Genomic DNA, 20,286 nt, shown 5'->3' with positions numbered 1-20,286 from the left:
GCCTATTCCTCTATAAGTTCTTTGCTGACAATGTCGGTAGTTCAATGCTGCTAATTTTTCGATGGTAAGGTAAATGGTTATGGAGAAAGAATTAACTTTTGCAGTTCTGATTGATGGTGACAATGCACAACCATCTTTGCTCGAATCTATTTTAAAAGAGATCCGTTCCGGTAATTCTGATGCGAACAGGCCGATAGGTAAGCTTGCCCTTAAAAGAATTTATGGGGACTGGACCACTAACAATATGAATGGGTGGAAGGATGATCTGCATAGATTTGGCATTCGCCCTGTTCAGCAGTTTCGATATGACAACAATGCTACTGATGGCGCATTGATGATGGATGCTATTGAAATTATTCACTTGAATCCCAGGATCAATGCATTTTGTATAGTTTCAAGCGATAGTGATTTTTATAACTTGGCATTAAGAATCAGGGAAAACGGCCTCTATGTTTTGGGTATTGGAAATAGGCAGACCAAAGACGTTTTCCAAAAGGCCTGCAATGATTTTGTCTTTACAAATAATTTATCACCAGTGCCTCTTCCCGTTTCCCCAAAACCTGTGTCTCAGAACAATGACAGCAATGGCCAAACAATGACGCATATTGATTCAGTTGAAAATTTTCTAATCGACACCTATGAATCCATAACTGCTTCCAATTCTGAATGGGTGAAACTGGCCAAATTAGGCGAAGTTATTAAAAATGAAGATCCCGGATTTGACCCTAGGAGTTTTGGACACAGGAATCTGATATCGTTGATTCAATCATATTCCATCTTTGAAATCAAATCAGATGATATGACGCCTCCCAACCATTCTATTCGACTACTTACTTTGAAAAAGGAACAAAATAATAAATTAAAGGGAAGTATTAAAAAATTCATCCATTATTACGGATTTATTGAACATGAAACCGGGGATTATTATTTTCATATATCCAATATTGAAAAATCGTATAGGGATATTCCTTTAAAGCGTGGTTTGAAGGTTCGTTTTAATGTGTTCAAGCAACCGAATCTTTGTGAACATTCTACAGATGAGCGAAACGGTAAGGCCTCTGAAATTGAAATAATTGTAGATAAATATAAGTGTTGACTTTGTCTATTTATGTAGCCTAAGTTTTTTATTGACGTGGCGTTGACTACTTCTGATATTGATAATGCCAAGCTTAACATAATAATCAGCAGCAATTCTAAACATGACGCGTTTCAGTTGTAAAGCTCGCACAAAGACACTAAAACACAAAGATTTTTATTCGACTTTGTGACCCTTTGTGCCTTTGAGGCTTTGTGCGAGAATAAATTTTAGATATAAACGGGTCAGATTTGAGTTTTGTGCCACGCCACCACCTGTCCGTAAGGGATGCTGCCGCCAAAAATATCCAGGGCAGACCCGATAGTCAGGTCCACACGGCCCTTGCCAAGGGCTTTTACCCGGTCCAGGTCTGAAAATCGGCTTGCACCGCCGGCATAGGTGGCCGGGATAGGGCTGTGTTCTCCCAGCAACGTTACCAGTTCCTCCTGGATACCCTGCATTTTGCCTTCCACATCCACGCCGTGGATTAAAAACTCGTCACAGAATGCGGACAAGTGTTCGAGAATGGCCGGAGTTACGGCTTTTTCGGTGAATTTTTGCCAGCGGTCCGTCACAATCCGGAATTGTCCGTCCCTTTTCCGGCAGCTTAGATCCAGCACCAGACGGTTTTTTCCCACGGCATTCACCAGGGTCTTGAGCTTGTCCATGTCCATGCGGCCATTGGAGAACACATAGGATGTGACAATGACATGGGATGCGCCGGCATCCAGAAACGTGTGTGCATTTTCAGGATCAATCCCACCGCCCATCTGAAGCCCACCGGGGAAGGCTTGCAGCGCTTCAAGGGCTGACTGGCTATTGCCAGGGCCAAGGGCAATAACATGGCCGCCGAAAAGCTGGTCTGCCTGGTACATCCGTGCAAACTGTTCCGGAGTCCGGGCACTTTCAAAATTGGTGACAAGCCTGTCCTGGGTGTTGTCGGACAAGGTGCCGCCCACAATCTGGACCACTTTGCCGTTTCGAAGATCAATACAGGGTCGAAATTTCATATGACACATCCTGAAAAAGTTTATTGGTTATTGGTTATCCGCCGGGGGCGTCACGTTTTGAAAATCCGACAGAAGATTTTTGATGATCCGGGCCAATCCACGATTAAGGGCCTGGGTATAGGCCTTGGGACTGGTGTCTGTGCCCAGGGGGATTTGGGCGGAATAGGTTTTTGACAGAACCTTTGTGACCCCGGCTTTGTTCAAGCGGTCAAGGTTGAGCGCCATGCTTACCACAGCCGATACCGTGGACGCATTGCGCTGGTCACGATAAAGCGCTGTGATTTTACCCCATAACTGAAAGATGTCGTCCGGAATCCGGTTTTTGGGGGCCGGGGCAAAGTGAGGCGAGTCGACCAAGGCTTCAAACATCACATCACTGATCATGCGGGCCGGAGATGTCATGTAGTTGTTATAATAATCCTTGGTAAACCGGTTTTGATTCACCCGGTAGACAAATCCCGCGCCGCTGAATTCCGGTGAAATCTCCAGGCGCTTAACAACCAGCGGGACCCCGGTTGACCGGTTGCGTTGGCCGGCAGGGGCGTTACAGTCTGCGCAAAGTCTGAACATCTGTTTTTTCGTGTAATCATTTTTAATCCCGCATCCGTTAAACAAGGCGGCTGCCGTTAAGATGCAGGGGATTATCATGAAAAGGGATAAGCGCGTTAGGACCATGGCCCTTAAATGACGAAGGCTGTTCAACGGATTATTTCTCCTTTCCTGATGTTGATGCCCTGGGTGGGGCTTTCATGAGAATACTGCCCGGGTACTCACGCAGCTCCCGGGTAAACTGGTTAAGGTTTTCAGTGGTATTCTCCAGATTGCCGATTATTTTCTCAATGACGTCCGCATTGGTCCAGATCATGTTTTCCAGTAACCGGGATGTTTTTTCAAGACTGGCCAGAACCGTATCCATTTTATCGGACATGTCGGTTAATTTTCCTTCGTAATTTTGTTCCAGGCCGGTGGCCATGCGTTTGAAACTGCCGGATGCCGTATTGATATCCGCCAGGGCGTCTTTAATGGGGTCTTTGGCGTCATGGACAATTTGCTTTACGTCTGCCACAGATGCGCCTGCATCCGCCAGAATCCGTTTAACCTGACCGGATGTCAGGGTGTTGCCCAGATCCTTGTTGGTCTGGCGAAGTTCCTTGAGCAGACTTTCCGCCTGGGTCGACACTTTTGTGATATTCAGGCTTTTGAGCAGGGCCGAAAGATCCTTTTTCATCTCTTGGAGGTCCAGGGTACTCAAGGCTTCCATTACATGGCTGATGGCATCGGATACCTCTTTGATATTGCTGGACCGGGAAGGCACATACAGATTTTCCGGGGTCCAGGAGATTTCAAGGTCATCCGGTCCGGTTTTTTTGTAATCGGTCTCCAGATATGCGGATCCGGTCAGGCCGTTAAAGGATAAAAATATGGAAAGCCCGTCGTCGACCGCTTTTTTCATACGTTCTTCAGGTTTTTTTCCGGTTTGCCCCACGTAGCAGTTTTCGGACAGGGAAAAAGTGACCAGTACATAATTTGAGGCAATGTCGTACACCTTTGTGGGGGTGGTAATGGATTTTACAGCGCCGATTTTTACCCCTTTGTATTTAACTTCCGATCCGATGTTCAGGCCCTGGACAGATTCGTTAAAATAGGTTTCGGCAAGGGTTTCCGTCTTTAAAAACTGACCTGCACCAAAGGCAATCAGCATGGCCGCAGTCAGTGCAAAGGCCAGGATGACAAAAAGACCGAGTTTAAAATAATTGGTTTTCCGGGTCATGGGTCAGGTTCCAAATGGTAGTTATGGGTTCCGGTTAAAAAATTTATATACATATGGGTTTGACGGATCTGCCTTGAGCTTTCTGGGATCACCCTGGGCAATGATGCCTTTTTCCTTTTTGCCCAGCATGATTACCCGGTCGGAAATGGTCAGAATACTTTCAAGCTCATGGGTGACAATGACAAATGTGATGTTAAGGGCCCCGGCCAGTTCCAGGATCAGGCGGTCCAGTTCGGCGGAGGTTAAAGGGTCCAGTCCGGCAGAGGGCTCGTCCAGAAAGAGAATGGCCGGATCAAGGGCCATGGCCCTGGCAATGGCGGCCCTTTTTTTCATGCCGCCGCTCAACTCGTCGGGCAGCAGATAAAGGGCATGCCCCATGTCAACCAGATCAAGTTTGACCCGGGCAATGGCTTCAATGGCTTCCCGGGGGAGATCCGTGAACTCCATCAGGGGCAGCATGATATTTTCCAGTACGGTCATGGAGCCGAACAGTGCGCCGTTCTGGAACGCTACGCCAATGCCGGCAAGCAACCGTTTGCGCGCCTTTCCCCGGGCGTTTGTTATATCTTCGCCATGGATGAAGACCTGACCGGACACCGGCGGCACCAGGCCGATCATGTGTTTGAGTACCGTGCTTTTGCCGCAGCCGGAACCGCCGAGGATAACAAACACTTCACCACTTTGGATATCAAAGTTGAGATCTTCCATAATGGCGTTGTGGTTGTACCCGGCACACAGGTGCCGGACATTGATAATGGTTTTGCTCATATACCCAGATAAAAGTAAATTACGGAAAAAATACCGTCAAACACCGCAATTAAAATGATGGAGGATACCACCGCCCTTGTGGTGGCATCGCCCACGGCGGAAGGTCCCCTCAATGTCTGATACCCCCGGATGCAGCCGGTGGCGGCAATGAGAAGGCCGAATACAAAACATTTGACAAGGCCGCCGGCAAGATCTTCCCAGGAGACAAATCCCACCACTTGATTATAATAGCTGATTGGCGGATAGCCAAAGGAAAGAATGACAACCATGCCGCCAAGGATGCCCACAAGATTGGAAAAAACCGTGAGCAACGGTGTGATCAGGGTGGCGGCAATGACCCGTGGTACGATGAGAAATCTGATCGGCTCCATGCCCATGACCGTGAGCGCGTCAATTTCCTCGTTGATCTTCATGGTGCCGATTTCCGCGGCAAAGGCGGATGCGGAGCGGCCGGCCAGCACAATAGCGGTCATCAGGGGCCCAAGCTCCCTGACCATGGCAATGCCGATGAGGTTGGCCACATATATTTCCGCGCCGAACATACGCATGGGAATGGCGGCCTGGAACGCCATAACCAGGCCCACGATGAATGAAATCAGTATCACAATGGGCAGTGCGTTGACCCCGGAGCGTTCCGCCACCATCCAGGTGTCGGCCCACCGGACACGGCCCGGATTTTTTAAGCACGAAAACAGCGCAGCCGTGATCTCTCCAACCATGGTGATGAACATCTTGGCATCTTCAAGTGAGGTGGTCAGGTCTTTACCGGTTTTTTCAATGTAGGAGACCTTCGGCGGCGGGGATAGTGCCTCGTTTTTTGATTTTTGGGACAGATCCAGCAGGGGGGCGAACTCTTTTTTGACCCCGGTCACGACGTTGGATTGTTCTGCCGGTGTGCTGCCTGCCAGGCGGCTTAAATGGGAGATAAAGGTGGCACCGGCCATATCCATATAATCAACGGATTCAAGATCTATCCGGATTTTTCCCCGGCCTGTCTTTTTTACCGTTTTAACTGCAGTATCCCATAACCGGGCTACGCCCGGGGCATCCAGCCGTCCTGAAAAAAGCATTGCCGTTGTCCGGCTTACGGTTTCAATGTTCAGCTCAGACAACGTATCCCCTTGTACTTTGAAATTATTTATGTTTGAAAAATTGTTACCCGTAAGGTTTTACATGCCATGGTTTTTAGGCACAAGCACTTACCTTTTCAAAGAACTATTTTTCGAAATAACGAAATAGTTGATTTTTGTCAACCAAAAATAAGATCAATCCAGCTATTTTGAATATTAGATTTTTTATTTTAATAAAGAATAGTATAAAATTTTAGATACTATATACCGACTCCTTCACTGCCTATGGAAAAATCACCGCCACCTTTTATCGAAATTATTGTTCTTTTGTGTTGGTTTGTGTAATTTGGTTAGGATTATGGAACTTACATCGTTTATCAATTGTCTATTTAAACACTGAGTAAATATTAGCCTATGCAAAAACGAGAGAACCATTTTATGCAGTCAAATATCGATAATAGTAATGATCTCAGTTCATTATCCATATTGGTTATTGATGATGACCCGGATGTTTTGTTTGCCACATCCCGTATTCTAAAAAAAGCCGGATATCATGTTTTTGAAGGCGCAACAGGGGAGAAGGCCATTGCCCTTACACGAACACTGAAACCGGATCTGGTATTGCTTGATGCGATTCTGCCTGATATCGATGGCGCTGATGTACTGGTTACATTAAAGGCGGATAAAGAGATTAAACACATACCGGTGATCATTATTTCATCCCTGAAAACAAGCTCAGAAGATCAGTCGTTCGGGCTGGAAACCGGAGCCGATGGCTATATTGCAAGGCCCATAGAAAATCGGGAGCTTCTTGCGCGTGTCCGAGCATTTTTGCGCATCAAATTTATGCAAAGAGAACTGGAAAAAAATCGCAACCAGCTTGAAGAACTGGTGGCAGCGAGGACTGAAAAACTTAACAGGGAAATTAAAAAGAAAGAAACCGCCCAACACTTATTAACGAAACAGAAACGGTGGATTTCATTCAATAATGATATCGCATCAGTTTTTCTAACCGAGGATACAGAGGACGTCTATTCAAAGGTAACCGTGTTACTGCTTCAATCATTTAACTGCAGATATGGTTGCATTGGTTTTTTAAACAAATACGGTGACCTGGTCTGTCCTGCCATTTCAGAACGAAACTGGCCGACCGGTTATAATGACAGTACAAAAAACAAAATTTATCAATATCTTAAGTGGTCAGGCGTGTGGGCCGCATCAATGAAGGCAAAAAAAATTTCAGCAACCAACAAAAAGACAACAGGGTTTTCACCTTCGGTGATATTCAAAAATGCTTTAGCCGGGCCTTTGGTCTTAGAAGGGGGGTGTATCGGTCTTATCGGCCTGGCAGATCATTCCAGCGGCTTTACCCTTGATGATCGGAAACAGTTAGAGATGATCTGCGAATTTGTCGCGCCAATTCTGTCCATGTTCATTCAAAGAGAAAAAAGCAAAACTGAACTGAAAATCCATGCGAAAAAACTGGCAGAGAAAAATATCGCTCTTAATGTCTTACTGGAAACAAGGGAGGAGGGTAAAAAGAAACTGGCAGATCAAGTTCTGGAAAATTTTGACCGGTTAGTGTTTCCGTACTACGGGCGAATAAAAACCTGCAAAGATAAAAAAGAATTAGAAATTATATTCAAAATAATTGAAAAGAACACACTGGAAAGTTTGTCTCCGCTTAAAAAAAGTGTTCCTGACATGTATCGGCAGTTTACGCCAATGGAAATTCAGGTGATTGATCTGATAAAAATAGGCAAAACAAGCAAAGAAATTTCTAATGTGTTAAATATCAGCCAGCGTTCAGTCTTTTTTCATCGCAATAATATCCGCAAGAAACTCAACATTCAAGGCCTGAAAACAAATTTACGGTCATTTCTACTCTCAGAACAAGGTTGATTACCAGTGTTGACCTGACAATAATATGTCATTAATATGTCAATTAGAGTCACGTGAAATATGTTATGTTATAGTGGTTTGGGTTGAATCAGTGTGAATCTGTTTTGTGGGCTGTTATTCCCCGACTTTGACCCCATTACGAGATTGTCATAAGGAGACAAGCATTGAAAGAGAAACTATTGAGATCAGCGGGCCGGTTGATACCACCCGAAAAAAAAATCGCTGAAGAATTCAGTAGAATATGTGATGAACTGGTTGCAAAAGGAAATGTCACACTTTCCCAGAGAGATGATTTGGAAAAGCTGATCGGCAAAAACAACTTACCCATGGCTGAAGATAACAATCGCAATTTTGCCCGCTTCATGAACGCTCTCTTTATGGAATATTCGCCGGAGGTCTTTGTTGAAACTGTTTTGTGGGTTTTCAATGCTTATCGTTCTCATGGATTTAACCCCACATACTGGGCCGCAAATTTAAACATCTGGCTGAAAAATTTGGAAAACGATATCTCCCGGGAAGCATACGCCCAGATCTATCCATTTTATAACTGGCTAATTGTCAATATACCGCTTTTTACGAAATTGACTGATCGCAATGAATAAGGGCCATGGAGTCAAGTAAAACCTTTTGGAGAAATTCATGATTGATCAGGATTTTTATGACAACTACTTTAGAGCGCTTCTCAACGGTGACCGCCTGACGTGCGGAAAAATTGTACAAACGCTTCTTGATCAAGGCATTGAAATTAAGGTGTTATACCGGCAGTTGTTTGAAAAAACACTCTATGAGGTCGGGCATCTGTGGGAAAATAACAAAATTTCAGTTGCCCGGGAACATCTGGTGACAGCCATTACCGAAAGCCTTCTCAATATGGTCTATCCACATCTTTTCAAAAAAAACAGGGTTTCAAAAAAAGCTGTGATCTCGTGTGCCGCTAACGAATACCATCAGATAGGGGGCAAGATGGTAGCGGACATTCTGGAATTAAACGGATGGGATACTTATTTTTTAGGTGCCAACACCCCGACGGATCAAATGCTCGCATTTATCGGGGATATCAAGCCGGATATGCTGGGGTTGTCACTGAGTATCTATTTCAATTTCCCAGCCTTGAAACAGGAGATTGAAGCGGTGAATGCATCATTTCCACAGTTGGATATCATTGTTGGGGGACAAGCCTTTCGCTGGGGGAAAATGCCTTTCCTGGATGATTTTAAAAATCTGCACTACATCGCTTCTCTGGATTTACTGGAAAAAGAGTTTGGAATCAATGACAATAAAGTGGATAGCGAATAATATGATGCCGATTTATGAAACCTTTTTAAATGAGTCATCCCTGCTTTTTTTTATTCTCGATCAGCAAGGTACAATTCAGTCAGCCAATCGATCCGCCCACAAGTTTTTAGGCGATACCTTGGCGGGAAAGCCATTTGAATCAATTGTGCTCGACTTTTACAATACCTTTGATTTTGATTCATTCAGACAAAAAGAAAATGTTGTTCAGCCATTGAATATCAAGAGACGGAACGGCCTGCCCCAGACCTATCTGTTTAAATTCAAGACCCATGGTAATTCAATATATGCAGTCGGCGAACTGGACAATGATGAACTTGAGACTGTTCGTAAAGAGATCCTCGAACTGAACGAAGAATTGAGTAACCTGACAAGGGAGCTTCATAAGAAAAATGCCCAGCTCGATGCTTTGAACCAGGAGAAAAATCAATTTTTGGGCATGGCGGCCCATGATCTGAGAAAACCCATCGGATTGATCCTTTCTTATTCAGAGTTTCTGATTGATGAAGCATCCCCCGACCTGAACGCCGAGCACATTGGGTTCTTAAATACCATTCAAAAATCCTGTGTATTCATGAAGCGTATCGTTGATGACTTTTTAGATGTCAGCGCCATTGAAGCCGGGGAATTTGAGCTGGATCTCAGGCCGGTAAATATCGGTGATGTCCTGGAGCAGGGGTTGCGTCTCAACAAGTTGCAGGCCGAAAAAAAAGGGATTGCGCTGATGGTAAAAAAGAGTCCGGAACTGCCGCGACTCTTAATCGATCAATCAAAAATCGAACAGGTGATCACCAACCTGGTATCCAATGCCATCGAACATTCCCCCCCAAAAAGCCAGGTTGCCGTGACGCTGACGTTTGATGCCGGGCAGATAAAATTCTCAGTGGAAGATCAGGGCTCCGGGATCCCCAAAGACGAATTGGATAAAATATTCAAGCCATTCAAAAAAACAAGTATCAAGAAGACCGGCGGTGAGAAAAGTACCGGTTTAGGGATGGTGATCGCCCGTAAAATTATAGAAGCGCATAACGGAAGAATATGGATTAACAGCAAAGTAAACAAAGGAACACATGTCCATTTTATCTTGCCTGAAAAGGGAGCCGCTCATGAATGATGATACCGATTCAACAGAAAAAGAATTCTTCAGAATACTGGTTACGGATGATGATCCGGACGAATTGTTTGTTACATCCCGAATTCTGACCAGGGCCGGTTTTCAGGTAAATCAAGCATCCACAGGAGATGAGGCAATAGAGAAAACAGAAAGTTTTAAGCCTCACCTGTTACTTTTGGATGTTGTCATGCCTGATCCTGACGGTTTTAAAGTGTGCCGGAGAATCAAATCCAATCCCGAATTTCAGGATGTTTCAATTGTATTTCTATCAAATTTTGACAATAAACCTGCCACCAAAGCCCGAGGTTTTGATGCCGGTGCAGAGGATTTTATCGAACGCCCTTTTAATACCGAAGAGTTTTTATCTCGAATTAATTCCATTTTACGAGTCAAATCAATCGAAAAAAAATTGAGGCGGACCACACAGGACTGGGAAACCTTGTTCAAGGCGATTGGTCAGATTACCCTGATTACCGATGCAGACTATACCATACTGAAAGCAAATGATATCACGGAAAAAAAACTGGGCCGGCCGCGAAGTGATATTATTGGAAGAAAATGTTTTGAAGTCCTTCATAACAGAGCGTCTCCGCCATCAGAATGTCCCATGAACAAGGCCCTTCTGACAAGACGTGAGGCGTCGGGTACAACGTTTCTCGAAACGCTTAGCGGGGACTATTTTATATCTTGTACGCCGGTGCTTGACGAGAATGGGCAGGTTGAAAAGGTTATCCATATCGCAACGGATATCAGTGAGGTTAAAAAAAATGAAAAGGATCGTAAACGGCTTGAAGAACATCTGCAGCATGCACAAAAAATGGAAGCCATAGGAACATTGGCCGGCGGGATTGCCCATGATTTTAATAATATTCTGGCATCAATCATCGGATATACCGAACTGTCTCTAGAAGAAGTGGAAAGCAACTCTGAACTTGAAGATAATCTCCGAGAAATTTATTCTGCGGGTGAAAGAGCAAAAAAAATTGTAAAACAGATACTTACCTTTGCGCGCCAGACAAAAGAAAAAAGGCGGACCATCAAGGTGTCAACCATTGTAAATGAGGTACTCAGTTTTTTGAAGTCCACAGCGCCCGTTACAATTAAAATTGTTAAAAATATCAGCACCGATGGGTCGATTCAAATGGACCCCACCCGTTTACATCAGGTTCTTATGAACCTGTGCACAAATGCTGTTCAGGCCATGGAAGATACCGGAGGGTGTCTTACTGTGGATGTCTGCGAGGCTGATAATGACGACGCGTCTCTAACTTTTTCCAGCTACGGTTCAACGGACCGCGGTTATGTCAAAATAGCGGTTTCCGACACGGGGCAGGGTATTCCCGAAGAGATCAAAAACAAAATATTTGAACCTTATTTTACAACCAAAACGGCCAAGGAAGGCACCGGTTTAGGGTTATCCACAGTTCACGGTATTATCAAAGACTGCAACGGCCATATTACCTGTGAGAGTGAACCGGGGAAAGGCACCGTTTTTACGCTGTACCTTCGCAAGTCCGAAGCCATGCAATCGCTTCTCAACGAGAAAAATGACATGCCCTCAGGAACGGAACATATTTTATTCGTAGATGATGAAGCCGCAATCGTAAAACTTGGAGCCCTGATGTTGAAACGACTTGGATACCGCGTCACAACAGAAACAGACAGCCGCAGAGCCCTGATGCGTTTTCAAGAAAGCCCGTTTGCATTTGATCTGGTGATAACAGACATGACCATGCCGGAAATGACCGGGGACAAATTGGCCCGGGAGATTAAAACGGTCAGACCGGACATTCCTGTTGCCATGGCCACGGGTTACAATAAAAAAGCGTCTTATACTGAGCTGAAGGAACTTAATATTGATGAAATTTTTAACAAACCCATCTCCCAAAAGAATATGGCCCATTCCGTCAGAAAATTATTGGATGCCGCAAAAAAGCAGGGGGGATTTAAATGAAAAAAGGCGCAAGCGATAGCCCTGTGGTGCATTACGTCGGTATCGGAGCGTCTGCCGGCGGGCTTGAAGCCATTGAAGAATTCTTCAGTCACATGCCGGAAAAAAGCAATCTGGCATTTATTGTTGTCCAGCATCTCTCACCGGATTACAAAAGCCTGATGGTTGAACTGCTTTCAAAAAAAACCAAAATACCGGTACACCGTTCTGCAGATGGAATGGCTGTGAAACCCAACAATATATATATGATTCCGCCTAAAAAGAACTTGTCGATCTTCCACGGCCGGTTGGTTTTGAAAGAAAAAGATAATACAAGGGGGATAAATCTTCCCATCGATATTTTTTTAAGATCTCTTGCCGAAGATAAGGCGGAACGGGCCATTGCCATTATATTATCGGGCACAGGCAGTGACGGTGCCCGCGGCGTCCGGGCAATAAAGGAACAGGGCGGTATGGTGATGGTGCAGGATGAGACCACCTGCAAGTTTAACGGCATGCCCAGAGCGGCCGTTTCTACCGGTGTGCCGGACTTTATTCTACCGCCCAAAAACATGCCGGAACAATTAATGGCATACGTGGGACACCCTTATGTTATTGGGAGAAAAACCAATAAAACCCTGCTTGAAGATGAAAGCGGCTTGAGCCGGATATTTACGAAATTGAGAGAAAAAACAAAAGTCGATTTCACCTATTATAAACCGTCAACGATCACCAGGCGGATACAGCGGCGTATGAGCGTCAATCAGATAGACAGGCTCAGTGATTATGTCAGATATCTTGAGAAATACCCAGTCGAAATTATGACGCTCTACAAAGAATTGCTCATTGGCGTAACCAGCTTTTTCAGGGATGCAGATGCCATGGAAGCGCTTATGGAGAGCCTGGTCGATCTGATCGACCAGGCCAAAAACAGAGAACTCCGGTTCTGGGTAACGGCCTGCTCCACCGGTGAGGAAGCCTATACGATCGCTATTCTTGCCAAAGAAGCCATGCAGAATCTCGGGGTGGCAAGGGATATTAAAATTTTTGCAACAGATCTTGATCGTGACGCCATTGTTCATGCGGGGAACGGGACATACCCTGAGAGTATTGCAGCCGATTTAACGCCTAGAATGCTTGGCAAATACTTTTACCGCAAAGAGGAGCATTATCAGATTGCCCGTCATATCAGAGAAATGGTGGTGTTCGCCCAGCATAATCTGGTCAAAGATCCGCCGTTCACTAAAATCGACATGATTTCATGCCGAAACCTGTTGATTTACCTGCAGCCGATTTTGCAGCAGAAGGCAATGGAAATGTTCAATTTTTCACTGAATCCGGGCGGGATTCTTTTTCTGGGAACGTCAGAAACCATCGGGGACATGGATGATTGCTTTGAAACAGTACATCAAAGATATAACATCTACCGGTCCTCCGGCAAACAAAACAGTTTAATGGACCCAATCGGTGCTGTCACGGAAAACAGGCCGCGTCAGCGGACCCCGTCCTCTTTTTTATTCAGGGAAACATTCAGGCGCTTCCGACATATCGAGAACAATGACATGATGAACCGATACATGAATGTACTGGAAAATTCATTTCTTCCGTTATCGATCATCGTCAATGAGCAGATGGATATCCTCCATGTTTTCGGTAATGCCGACGCATATTTTAAAGTGCCCTCGGGCCGGGTTGAATACAATATCAATAAAATGGCCATCAAAGATCTCTCCATCCCGCTGGCAACCGGCATTCAGAGAGTGTTCCGGTCCGGGGAAGAGTTAACATACGCCAACATAAAAATTGATGGCGGATTAAAATCGAAAAAAATAAACCTCCGGATCATTCCGCTGCCGGAAAAAAAAGACCATGAAAATTTGGTCGCTGTTTTCTTCGAAGAGATGAAACCGCCTGTCTGCAGAGATGAAACAGCCCATGAAGGGATCTATGATATAGGAGCGGATGTGCAGCAAAGGATCCGGGATCTGGAACAGGAACTTCAGTTCTCGAACGAGAACCTGCAGGCAACGATTGAAGAGCTTGAAACGTCGAACGAGGAACTTCAGGCAACCAACGAAGAGCTTTTGTCAAGCAACGAGGAACTTCAGAGTACCAATGAAGAGCTTCAGTCAACCAATGAAGAACTGTTCACCGTCAACTCCGAGTATCAGAATAAGATCATCGAACTGACTGAAATGAATAATGACGTTGAAAATCTTCTGACCGGTATGGGGATCGAAATTCTGATTCTGGATGAGAACAATGATATCCGGAAGAACTCACCGGGTCTGACCCGGGTCTTCAACATTCTTGAAAAAGACATCGGCAGACCGATTTCCGACCTTGCACATAGTATTGTTGACTTCAATCTGATGAAAGCCATTGAATCCGTACAGAAAAACAATAAAATGGTCAGTGTAAAAAGAAGTTTGAAGGACGGTTCTCATTTCATTATCCGCATTTTACCGTATTATATCGGTCCTGATTCCTATTCGGGAACCATTCTGACTTTTTTCGACGAATCCTTACAAGAGAAAGCTCGTGTTGAATTAAAACTCTTGCAGGAACTGTTGTTGTCTTTGATCTGCGAACAAAATACTTCGAAAATTTACATTTTCAAAAGGCGGTCCAATAATCAATTGATTCTGGAAAATTTTTTCCCCTGCCTGGGTCCGGACTCGGATAATTATTTGTCTTCATTTAAGGGGAAATCATTTTACCGGATATGGCCGGAATATAAATCGTTGAAAATACAATCCCGGATAGTGCGTTCAATGAATGAAAATTTGATTGAACGAATTCATATTCCGGTTAAAAAAGAAGGGGTGTCTTCAGCTGACTTTATAGCCTTCTCTTTAGCAGAAGACCGAATCGCTCTGTTTTTAAAAAACCAGCCTTCGGTAAAAAATTAGGGGAGGTAGAAACGATATGAGTTTGGATGATAATATGGATAAATTACGAAAAAAGGCTGCCGCACGCCTCACCAAGATGCCGAAACTTACTGATGCAATGAACAGGCAAGATATTCAGAAGCTTTTTGAAGAATTACAGATCCACCAGATAGAAATTGAGATCCAGAACGAAGAGCTGATTAGAATTCAGAAAAATCTTGAAATCAACCGTCACAAATATGTCCAGTTGTTTGAACAGGCCCCGATAAGTTATGTGGTGCTTGATCCTGTCGGTATTATCAAACAATTTAACGCCACATTCATGACGCTGATTGATGGGATGGCTTTAAAACAATCAGGGCAGGCCTTTGCCGATTTATTGGACAAGACTGATGCCGATGCGTTCAGAGCCCGTTACAAAGCGTTTTTCAAATCTCCCCAGGGCAAACAGATTGAAGCGAGACTCAAAGTCAAAAAACACCAATTTCTTGATATATTGATCGAGGCCTGCCGGCAGGAGGCCGGCTTGAATACAGATCACACGCGACCCACGGAGGAGTTGCTTGTTACCATTACAGATATTACAGACCTGCAGCATGCAAAAAGACAATCCCAAAAAGCACTCAAAGCGATGCAAAAAAAAGAATCTGAAATTTCATATCTTCTGGAAGCGGCGCGTTTGATCATTGAACAGGAAGATTTTTCTCGGACGGCTCTCAGCATAATGGAAATCTGTTCCCGGGTTGTTGGGGCAACGTTTGGATACATCACACTGCGCGCTGAAGAGGGAAAGGACGAACACGTTTTATTCCCTGAGTTTGACAATATTTCAAATCGGGAATATAAAAAGTTGCAAAAACAGATTGCAAGCCTTGAGCAGGAAACGTCTCAATCCATTCAGGCAGATTATATCAACCATCTTCCAATCAGCGGAAATCAAAACAGCTTGTCTCCGGGACAATTATGTCCCAGGAACGTTTTGTTTGCGCCGTTGGTCGTGAATAATAACGCCGTAGGTGTGATGTCTTTTATCAATAAACGATCTGATTTTACAAACACTGATATCAGAATTGCCGAAGGCTTCTCGGAACTGGTCGCAATCGCATTTAGAAACGCTCATCTCCAGGAGAGGCGACAAACCGCAGAGAAAGAAAAAGTCAAACTGATCAATGAACTGACCGAGGCACTGGCAAATGTCAAAAAATTATCCGGCCTGCTTCCGATTTGTTCACACTGTAAAAAAATACGCGATGACAAAGGATATTGGAATCAAGTTGATGTATATATCCAAGAAAACTCTGAGGCTGATTTAACTCACGGCATCTGCCCGGATTGTATTAAAAAATATTATTCAGATATGGATGGTTATGAGGAATAGGAGTCTATCAAACGCCAAAGATCGTTGAAGTGACTGATAAATCCAAGTATAAATGTCGACTGCAGCTTGGATTTTTTTGCTTTTATCCGAAACTTGAGGACGCTATATGCTAAAATTCAGTGACATCAATATCGGCCCCAAACTGGTCTCTCTATTCATTTTTACCGGGATTATTCCACTCTGTATCGCGGGATTTTTCAGCAGTCGAATGGCAATAGAGGCACTGATGGATAAATCGTTCAATCAGTTGATCACTGTGCAGGAACTGAGGCGAAATGAGCTCCAGAATACTTTCAGAGATCATTACACTTCCATTCAGATGATTGCCCGGGACCCCCAGACCATTAAATTGATTAATGATTTGATTGCCGATCAAAAAAAAATCAATGGCGGGCCGCTTGTGGATTCGGAACAACAAATAAACGCTTACATCCAGTATCTTAAAGCGTATAGTAAAATGCACAACTACAAAGATCTTCTCGTTGTTGACGTACAAAGCGGAAACGTATTGCTGAGTACTGAAGGAAAAATCCACAGGCGTGCTGACTTATTAAGTGATACGTTCAAAGCGTCCGGCCTTGCAAACGTATTTCAGGAAGTTGTCGAATCAGAAAAAGGGGGTGTTGAGGATTTCGCATCTTATGAGCCGTCAGGGGGAATCCAGAGTGCTTTTTACGGCGAACCGGTTTTTGATTCACAAAAAAAATTAATTGCAGTGATTGTTGTTCAGTGGCCTGCCTCCTTTTTAACAAACATCATTGAATCAAGAAAAGGGATGGGGCAGACCGGTGAATCCTACATTGTCGGCTGGAGTAAAAAAAACAAGCGATTTGAGTTGAGGACGGACCTTCGGACCATGGGGGGCGGCAGATATGTTACCGGCGTTGCTCTGGGTACTTTGAATTACTGGGACGATGCAGTAAAATATGGCGTCAAAGGAAGCCATGGTACGTATATTGACAGTGCCGGAAAAAAAGTTCTCGCCGCTTACAATCGTCTGGATGTCAATGGTGTTGAATGGTATCTGATCTCTAAAATTGATAAATTCGAGGTTGAATCCCCGGTTAGAACGATTATTAAAAAGGGATTGGGCATTTCCTCGGTTTTAATTATTTTGATCGGTGTTGCGGCATTTATTATGGCACGGAAATTTACCAGGCCGATTATTGAGGATATGAAATTTGCACAGGCCATTTCAGAAGGAAATTTTGAAAAGAAAATTGAATTGGATCAAAAAGATGAGCTTGGACAACTGGCTGATGCGTTGAACCGGATGGCAGGAGATCTTTATAGACGCGCCTGGCTGAGAAACGGAAAAGAAGGTTTGAATGATGCCATGCGCGGCGAACATGACGATCAGTCGCTGGCACAGCAATTTATCTCTTTTATCGTCAAACACCTTAACGCCCAGATCGGGGCGGTGTATCAGTGCAGCGAAAGCGATCTGAAGCTGATCGGCAGCTATGCATTTACAGACCGAAAAGGTAATTTCAATCATATTAAAATCGGTGAGGGCATGGTCGGCCAGGCAGCGGCGGAAAGAGAAATAATTAATTTTACGGATGTGGAAGATGATGGTCCCAAGATCAACTATGGCGCGGGAGAACGCCCGGCACTGAATTATTTGATTGTCCCGCTGGTTTATGACGAAGATCTTTTAGGGGTATTCCTGGTGGGGTCCGTCAATCGATTTACAGCGCTGCAGCTTGATTTCATCAAACAAAATACGGATAATACGGCGATTCTCATGAATACGGTAAGATCCCAGCAGACGATTAAAGCGTTATATAAACAAGCCCAAGAGCAGCAGGCTGAACTGGAGTTAAAAAACAAAAAACTGGAAGCACAGACCCAGGAACTTAAGGTATCGAAAGCTGAACTCCAGGCCCAGCAGGAAGAGCTTCGCGTCACCAATGAAGAGCTCGAAGAGCAGGCCGATAAATTAAAAGAATCGGAAGCTGAACTCCAGGCCCAGCAGGAAGAACTTCGCGTCACCAATGAAGAGTTGGAAACCCATGCCAATAAACTGGAAAAGCAGCAGGAAGAGATGCGCCGGAGGAATGAAGACCTGGAGAATGCCCAGGTCATTATTGAAAATAAGGCAAAGGAAGTTGAAATTGCCAGTAAATATAAGTCTGAATTCCTTGCGAATATGTCTCATGAATTAAGAACCCCGCTGAACAGTATCCTTATCCTCTCCCAGATTCTGTCAAATAACAAAGATGAAAACCTGACCGAAAAGCAGATTCAATCCGCTTCAACCATTCATTCATCAGGCAAAGACCTGTTGAACCTGATTAACGAAATTCTTGATCTGTCAAAAATTGAATCCGGCAGGGTCGAAATCATGACAGAGGATGTTGAGGTTAAAAGTATAGTGAAAGATCTGAACCGGACCTTTAAGGATATTTCCGAACAAAAACAGGTCGGTTTCAATATCAATGTTGACCCGGCAGCACCGGGAACCATTCAAACGGATCATCTCCGCCTCCAGCAGATTTTAAAAAATCTGCTGACAAATGCGTTTAAATTTACAACAGAGGGGGCCGTTGACCTTAATATATCCCGCCCGGCCGTGGATATCGTTATGGATACGGATCTGAAGGTCGATACGTCGATTGCTTTTGCTGTCAGGGATGACGGCATCGGAATTCCGGAAGATAAACAGGCCGTTATTTTTGAGGCGTTTCAGCAGGCCGACGGCAGTACCAGCCGCAAATACGGCGGAACCGGTCTCGGGTTGTCTATTTCAAGAGAACTTGCCAAACTGCTTGGTGGATTTATTCATCTTGAAAGCCGTGTGGGTCAGGGCAGCACCTTTACTATTGTCATTCCTGAAAATCGTGAAAATCAGCCATCGAAAATTCAAGTCGGGGAAAATAGTGTGCCGAAACCGGCGGTGCCGGTACGGAAACCGGTACCGGAAAAAACCTCAAAACAACCGGATCTGCCGGAAGGCGTGTCTTTTGAGACTGAATTCGTCAGGGATGACAGAAAAAAATTAAATCCAGGGGACAAGGTGCTGCTGATTATTGAAGATGACTATAAATCAGCCAAACTGATGCGGGATTTTTCAAGAGAACGTGGTTTCAAATGCATCGTGGCTGAAAACGGGGAAACCGGGCTTCATTTTGCCGAATATTATCTGCCCAGTGCCATTATCCTAGATATTGGGCTGCCCGGTATCGATGGCTGGACGGTTATGGAACGATTGAAAAATAATTCCAGCCTGAGTCATATCCCGGTTCATTTCATGTCCGCAAGTGAAGGGGCTATGGATGCCATGCGCATGGGCGCTATCGGGTTTTTATCCAAACCGCTCACCCTCGAAAAGGTTGATGAAACCTTTGCAAATATTGAAAATATCATTTCCAAACCGATTAAAAATCTTTTAATCGTAGAGGATGATCCCATCCAAAGCGAAAGTATGAAGGAGCTGATTGGCAACGGGGATGTTGTTACGACGATTGTGTCAACCGGGAATGACGCATATCAGAAGCTTTCAGAAGAGCTGTTTGACTGTATGGTACTGGACCTTGGCCTGGAAGATATGTCCGGATTTGAGCTGCTTGAAAAAATAAATAAAAATCATTTATTATCCAGGATTCCGGTTATCGTTTACACCGGCAGGGAATTATCGGAAAAAGAAGATAAACAGCTTCGCCGGTATACGGAGAGCATCATTATCAAAGGCGCCAAATCGCCGGAGCGGCTCCTGGAAGAATCCGCCTTGTTCCTGCATCGTGTTGAATCAAATCTTCCCAGGGATAAACAAAAAATATTGAAAATGGTGCATGACAAAGAAACCGTACTGGGTGAAAAAACGGTTCTGATTGTTGATGACGATATCAGAAATGTTTTTGCGCTTTCAAGTATTCTCGAAGAAAAAAGCATGACGGTTATTGTTGCCCGGGACGGGGTGGAAGCCCTTGAAAAGGTAAAAAAACATAAAGAGATTGGGCATCCTTCATTTTCCGTTTGACACTTCGTAAAATCAAAATGTGTTTTTGAGATGCTGAAAATTATTTTTTAAAAAAAATACTGTGAACAGCACGTTCCTTTAGTGTACTTTAGAATTGAACAA

General features: G+C 44.3%; 14 protein-coding genes. 9 read left to right on the top strand and 5 right to left on the bottom strand.

Annotated features, from left to right (window positions below; genetic code table 11):
* Nucleotides 1-79: 79 nt before the first annotated feature.
* Nucleotides 80-1,096, top strand: coding sequence for an NYN domain-containing protein (locus HXW94_RS05575; protein WP_178365912.1), 1,017 nt, complete (start codon nt 80-82; stop codon nt 1,094-1,096).
* A 224-nt stretch (nt 1,097-1,320) separates the two neighbouring features.
* Here the strand turns inward: HXW94_RS05575 and hisA are convergent, their stop codons facing one another.
* Genes hisA through HXW94_RS05550 form a run of 5 tightly spaced genes read right to left on the bottom strand, consistent with a single transcriptional unit; the run spans nt 1,321 to nt 5,736 of the window.
* Nucleotides 1,321-2,085, bottom strand: a complete 765-nt coding sequence (gene hisA / locus HXW94_RS05570) for a phosphoribosylformimino-5-aminoimidazole carboxamide ribotide isomerase (RefSeq protein ID WP_178365911.1) — start codon at nt 2,083-2,085, stop codon at nt 1,321-1,323.
* 27 nt (nt 2,086-2,112) lie between these two features.
* Entirely contained in the window at nt 2,113-2,787 is a 675-nt protein-coding gene (locus tag HXW94_RS05565; RefSeq protein WP_246293758.1) for an ABC transporter, read from the bottom strand.
* Between the two features lie 4 nt (nt 2,788-2,791).
* Complete coding sequence (locus tag HXW94_RS05560) at nt 2,792-3,856, bottom strand: MlaD family protein (protein ID WP_178365910.1); 1,065 nt, start codon at nt 3,854-3,856, stop codon at nt 2,792-2,794.
* Between the two features lie 21 nt (nt 3,857-3,877).
* Complete coding sequence (locus tag HXW94_RS05555; RefSeq protein ID WP_178365909.1) at nt 3,878-4,624, bottom strand: ABC transporter ATP-binding protein; 747 nt, start codon at nt 4,622-4,624, stop codon at nt 3,878-3,880.
* Entirely contained in the window at nt 4,621-5,736 is a 1,116-nt protein-coding gene (locus HXW94_RS05550; RefSeq protein WP_178365908.1) for an ABC transporter permease, read from the bottom strand. Before HXW94_RS05550 ends, HXW94_RS05555 begins: the two co-directional genes overlap by 4 nt.
* Nucleotides 5,737-6,132: 396 nt before the next feature.
* Between HXW94_RS05550 and HXW94_RS05545 the strand changes: the two genes are divergently transcribed.
* From HXW94_RS05545 to HXW94_RS05510, 8 genes are all read left to right on the top strand, one after another.
* Nucleotides 6,133-7,596: a response regulator gene (locus tag HXW94_RS05545; protein WP_178365907.1), complete on the top strand. Its 1,464-nt coding sequence runs from the start codon at nt 6,133-6,135 to the stop codon at nt 7,594-7,596.
* Nucleotides 7,597-7,760: 164 nt separating this feature from the next.
* On the top strand, nt 7,761-8,198 hold the full coding sequence (locus HXW94_RS05540; RefSeq protein ID WP_178365906.1) for a hypothetical protein: 438 nt from the start codon (nt 7,761-7,763) through the stop codon (nt 8,196-8,198).
* Nucleotides 8,199-8,235: 37 nt separating this feature from the next.
* Nucleotides 8,236-8,892 carry a cobalamin B12-binding domain-containing protein gene (locus HXW94_RS05535; RefSeq protein ID WP_178365905.1) on the top strand — a complete coding sequence of 219 codons (657 nt, stop codon included), beginning with the start codon at nt 8,236-8,238 and terminating at the stop codon, nt 8,890-8,892.
* A gap of 1 nt (nt 8,893) precedes the next feature.
* Nucleotides 8,894-10,003 (top strand): sensor histidine kinase, encoded by a 1,110-nt coding sequence (locus tag HXW94_RS05530; RefSeq protein ID WP_178365904.1) that lies wholly within the window; start codon nt 8,894-8,896, stop codon nt 10,001-10,003.
* On the top strand, nt 9,996-11,957 hold the full coding sequence (locus tag HXW94_RS05525) for an ATP-binding response regulator (RefSeq protein WP_178365903.1): 1,962 nt from the start codon (nt 9,996-9,998) through the stop codon (nt 11,955-11,957). Before HXW94_RS05530 ends, HXW94_RS05525 begins: the two co-directional genes overlap by 8 nt.
* A complete protein-coding gene (locus tag HXW94_RS05520; RefSeq protein WP_178365902.1) occupies nt 11,954-14,845 on the top strand; it encodes a chemotaxis protein CheB in 2,892 nt (963 codons plus the stop codon). Before HXW94_RS05525 ends, HXW94_RS05520 begins: the two co-directional genes overlap by 4 nt.
* A 34-nt stretch (nt 14,846-14,879) precedes the next feature.
* Complete coding sequence (locus HXW94_RS05515) at nt 14,880-16,202, top strand: GAF domain-containing protein (protein ID WP_178365901.1); 1,323 nt, start codon at nt 14,880-14,882, stop codon at nt 16,200-16,202.
* Nucleotides 16,203-16,308: 106 nt separating this feature from the next.
* The gene (locus tag HXW94_RS05510; protein WP_178365900.1) at nt 16,309-20,184 is read left to right on the top strand and encodes a response regulator; all 3,876 of its coding nucleotides are present in this window, start codon (nt 16,309-16,311) and stop codon (nt 20,182-20,184) included.
* Nucleotides 20,185-20,286: the final 102 nt, after the last annotated feature.

Origin of the sequence: Desulfobacter latus (genome assembly GCF_013389365.1) — a bacterium.
Taxonomy (GTDB): Bacteria; Desulfobacterota; Desulfobacteria; order Desulfobacterales; family Desulfobacteraceae; genus Desulfobacter; species Desulfobacter latus.
The sequence above is the reverse complement of the archived record's forward strand: the minus strand, read 5'-3'. Positions and strand labels throughout refer to the sequence as shown.

What these genes read in the sequence shown, in the direction of transcription:
- HXW94_RS05545 (WP_178365907.1), top strand. Translation starts at nt 6,133, where the DNA reads ATGCAGTCAAATATCGATAATAGTAATGATCTCAGTTCATTATCCATA.
- HXW94_RS05530 (WP_178365904.1), top strand. Translation starts at nt 8,894, where the DNA reads ATGATGCCGATTTATGAAACCTTTTTAAATGAGTCATCCCTGCTTTTT.
- hisA (WP_178365911.1), bottom strand. Translation starts at nt 2,085, where the DNA reads ATGAAATTTCGACCCTGTATTGATCTTCGAAACGGCAAAGTGGTCCAG.
- HXW94_RS05535 (WP_178365905.1), top strand. Translation starts at nt 8,236, where the DNA reads ATGATTGATCAGGATTTTTATGACAACTACTTTAGAGCGCTTCTCAAC.
- HXW94_RS05515 (WP_178365901.1), top strand. Translation starts at nt 14,880, where the DNA reads ATGGATAAATTACGAAAAAAGGCTGCCGCACGCCTCACCAAGATGCCG.
- HXW94_RS05575 (WP_178365912.1), top strand. Translation starts at nt 80, where the DNA reads ATGGAGAAAGAATTAACTTTTGCAGTTCTGATTGATGGTGACAATGCA.
- HXW94_RS05555 (WP_178365909.1), bottom strand. Translation starts at nt 4,624, where the DNA reads ATGAGCAAAACCATTATCAATGTCCGGCACCTGTGTGCCGGGTACAAC.
- HXW94_RS05520 (WP_178365902.1), top strand. Translation starts at nt 11,954, where the DNA reads ATGAAAAAAGGCGCAAGCGATAGCCCTGTGGTGCATTACGTCGGTATC.
- HXW94_RS05525 (WP_178365903.1), top strand. Translation starts at nt 9,996, where the DNA reads ATGAATGATGATACCGATTCAACAGAAAAAGAATTCTTCAGAATACTG.
- HXW94_RS05510 (WP_178365900.1), top strand. Translation starts at nt 16,309, where the DNA reads ATGCTAAAATTCAGTGACATCAATATCGGCCCCAAACTGGTCTCTCTA.
- HXW94_RS05560 (WP_178365910.1), bottom strand. Translation starts at nt 3,856, where the DNA reads ATGACCCGGAAAACCAATTATTTTAAACTCGGTCTTTTTGTCATCCTG.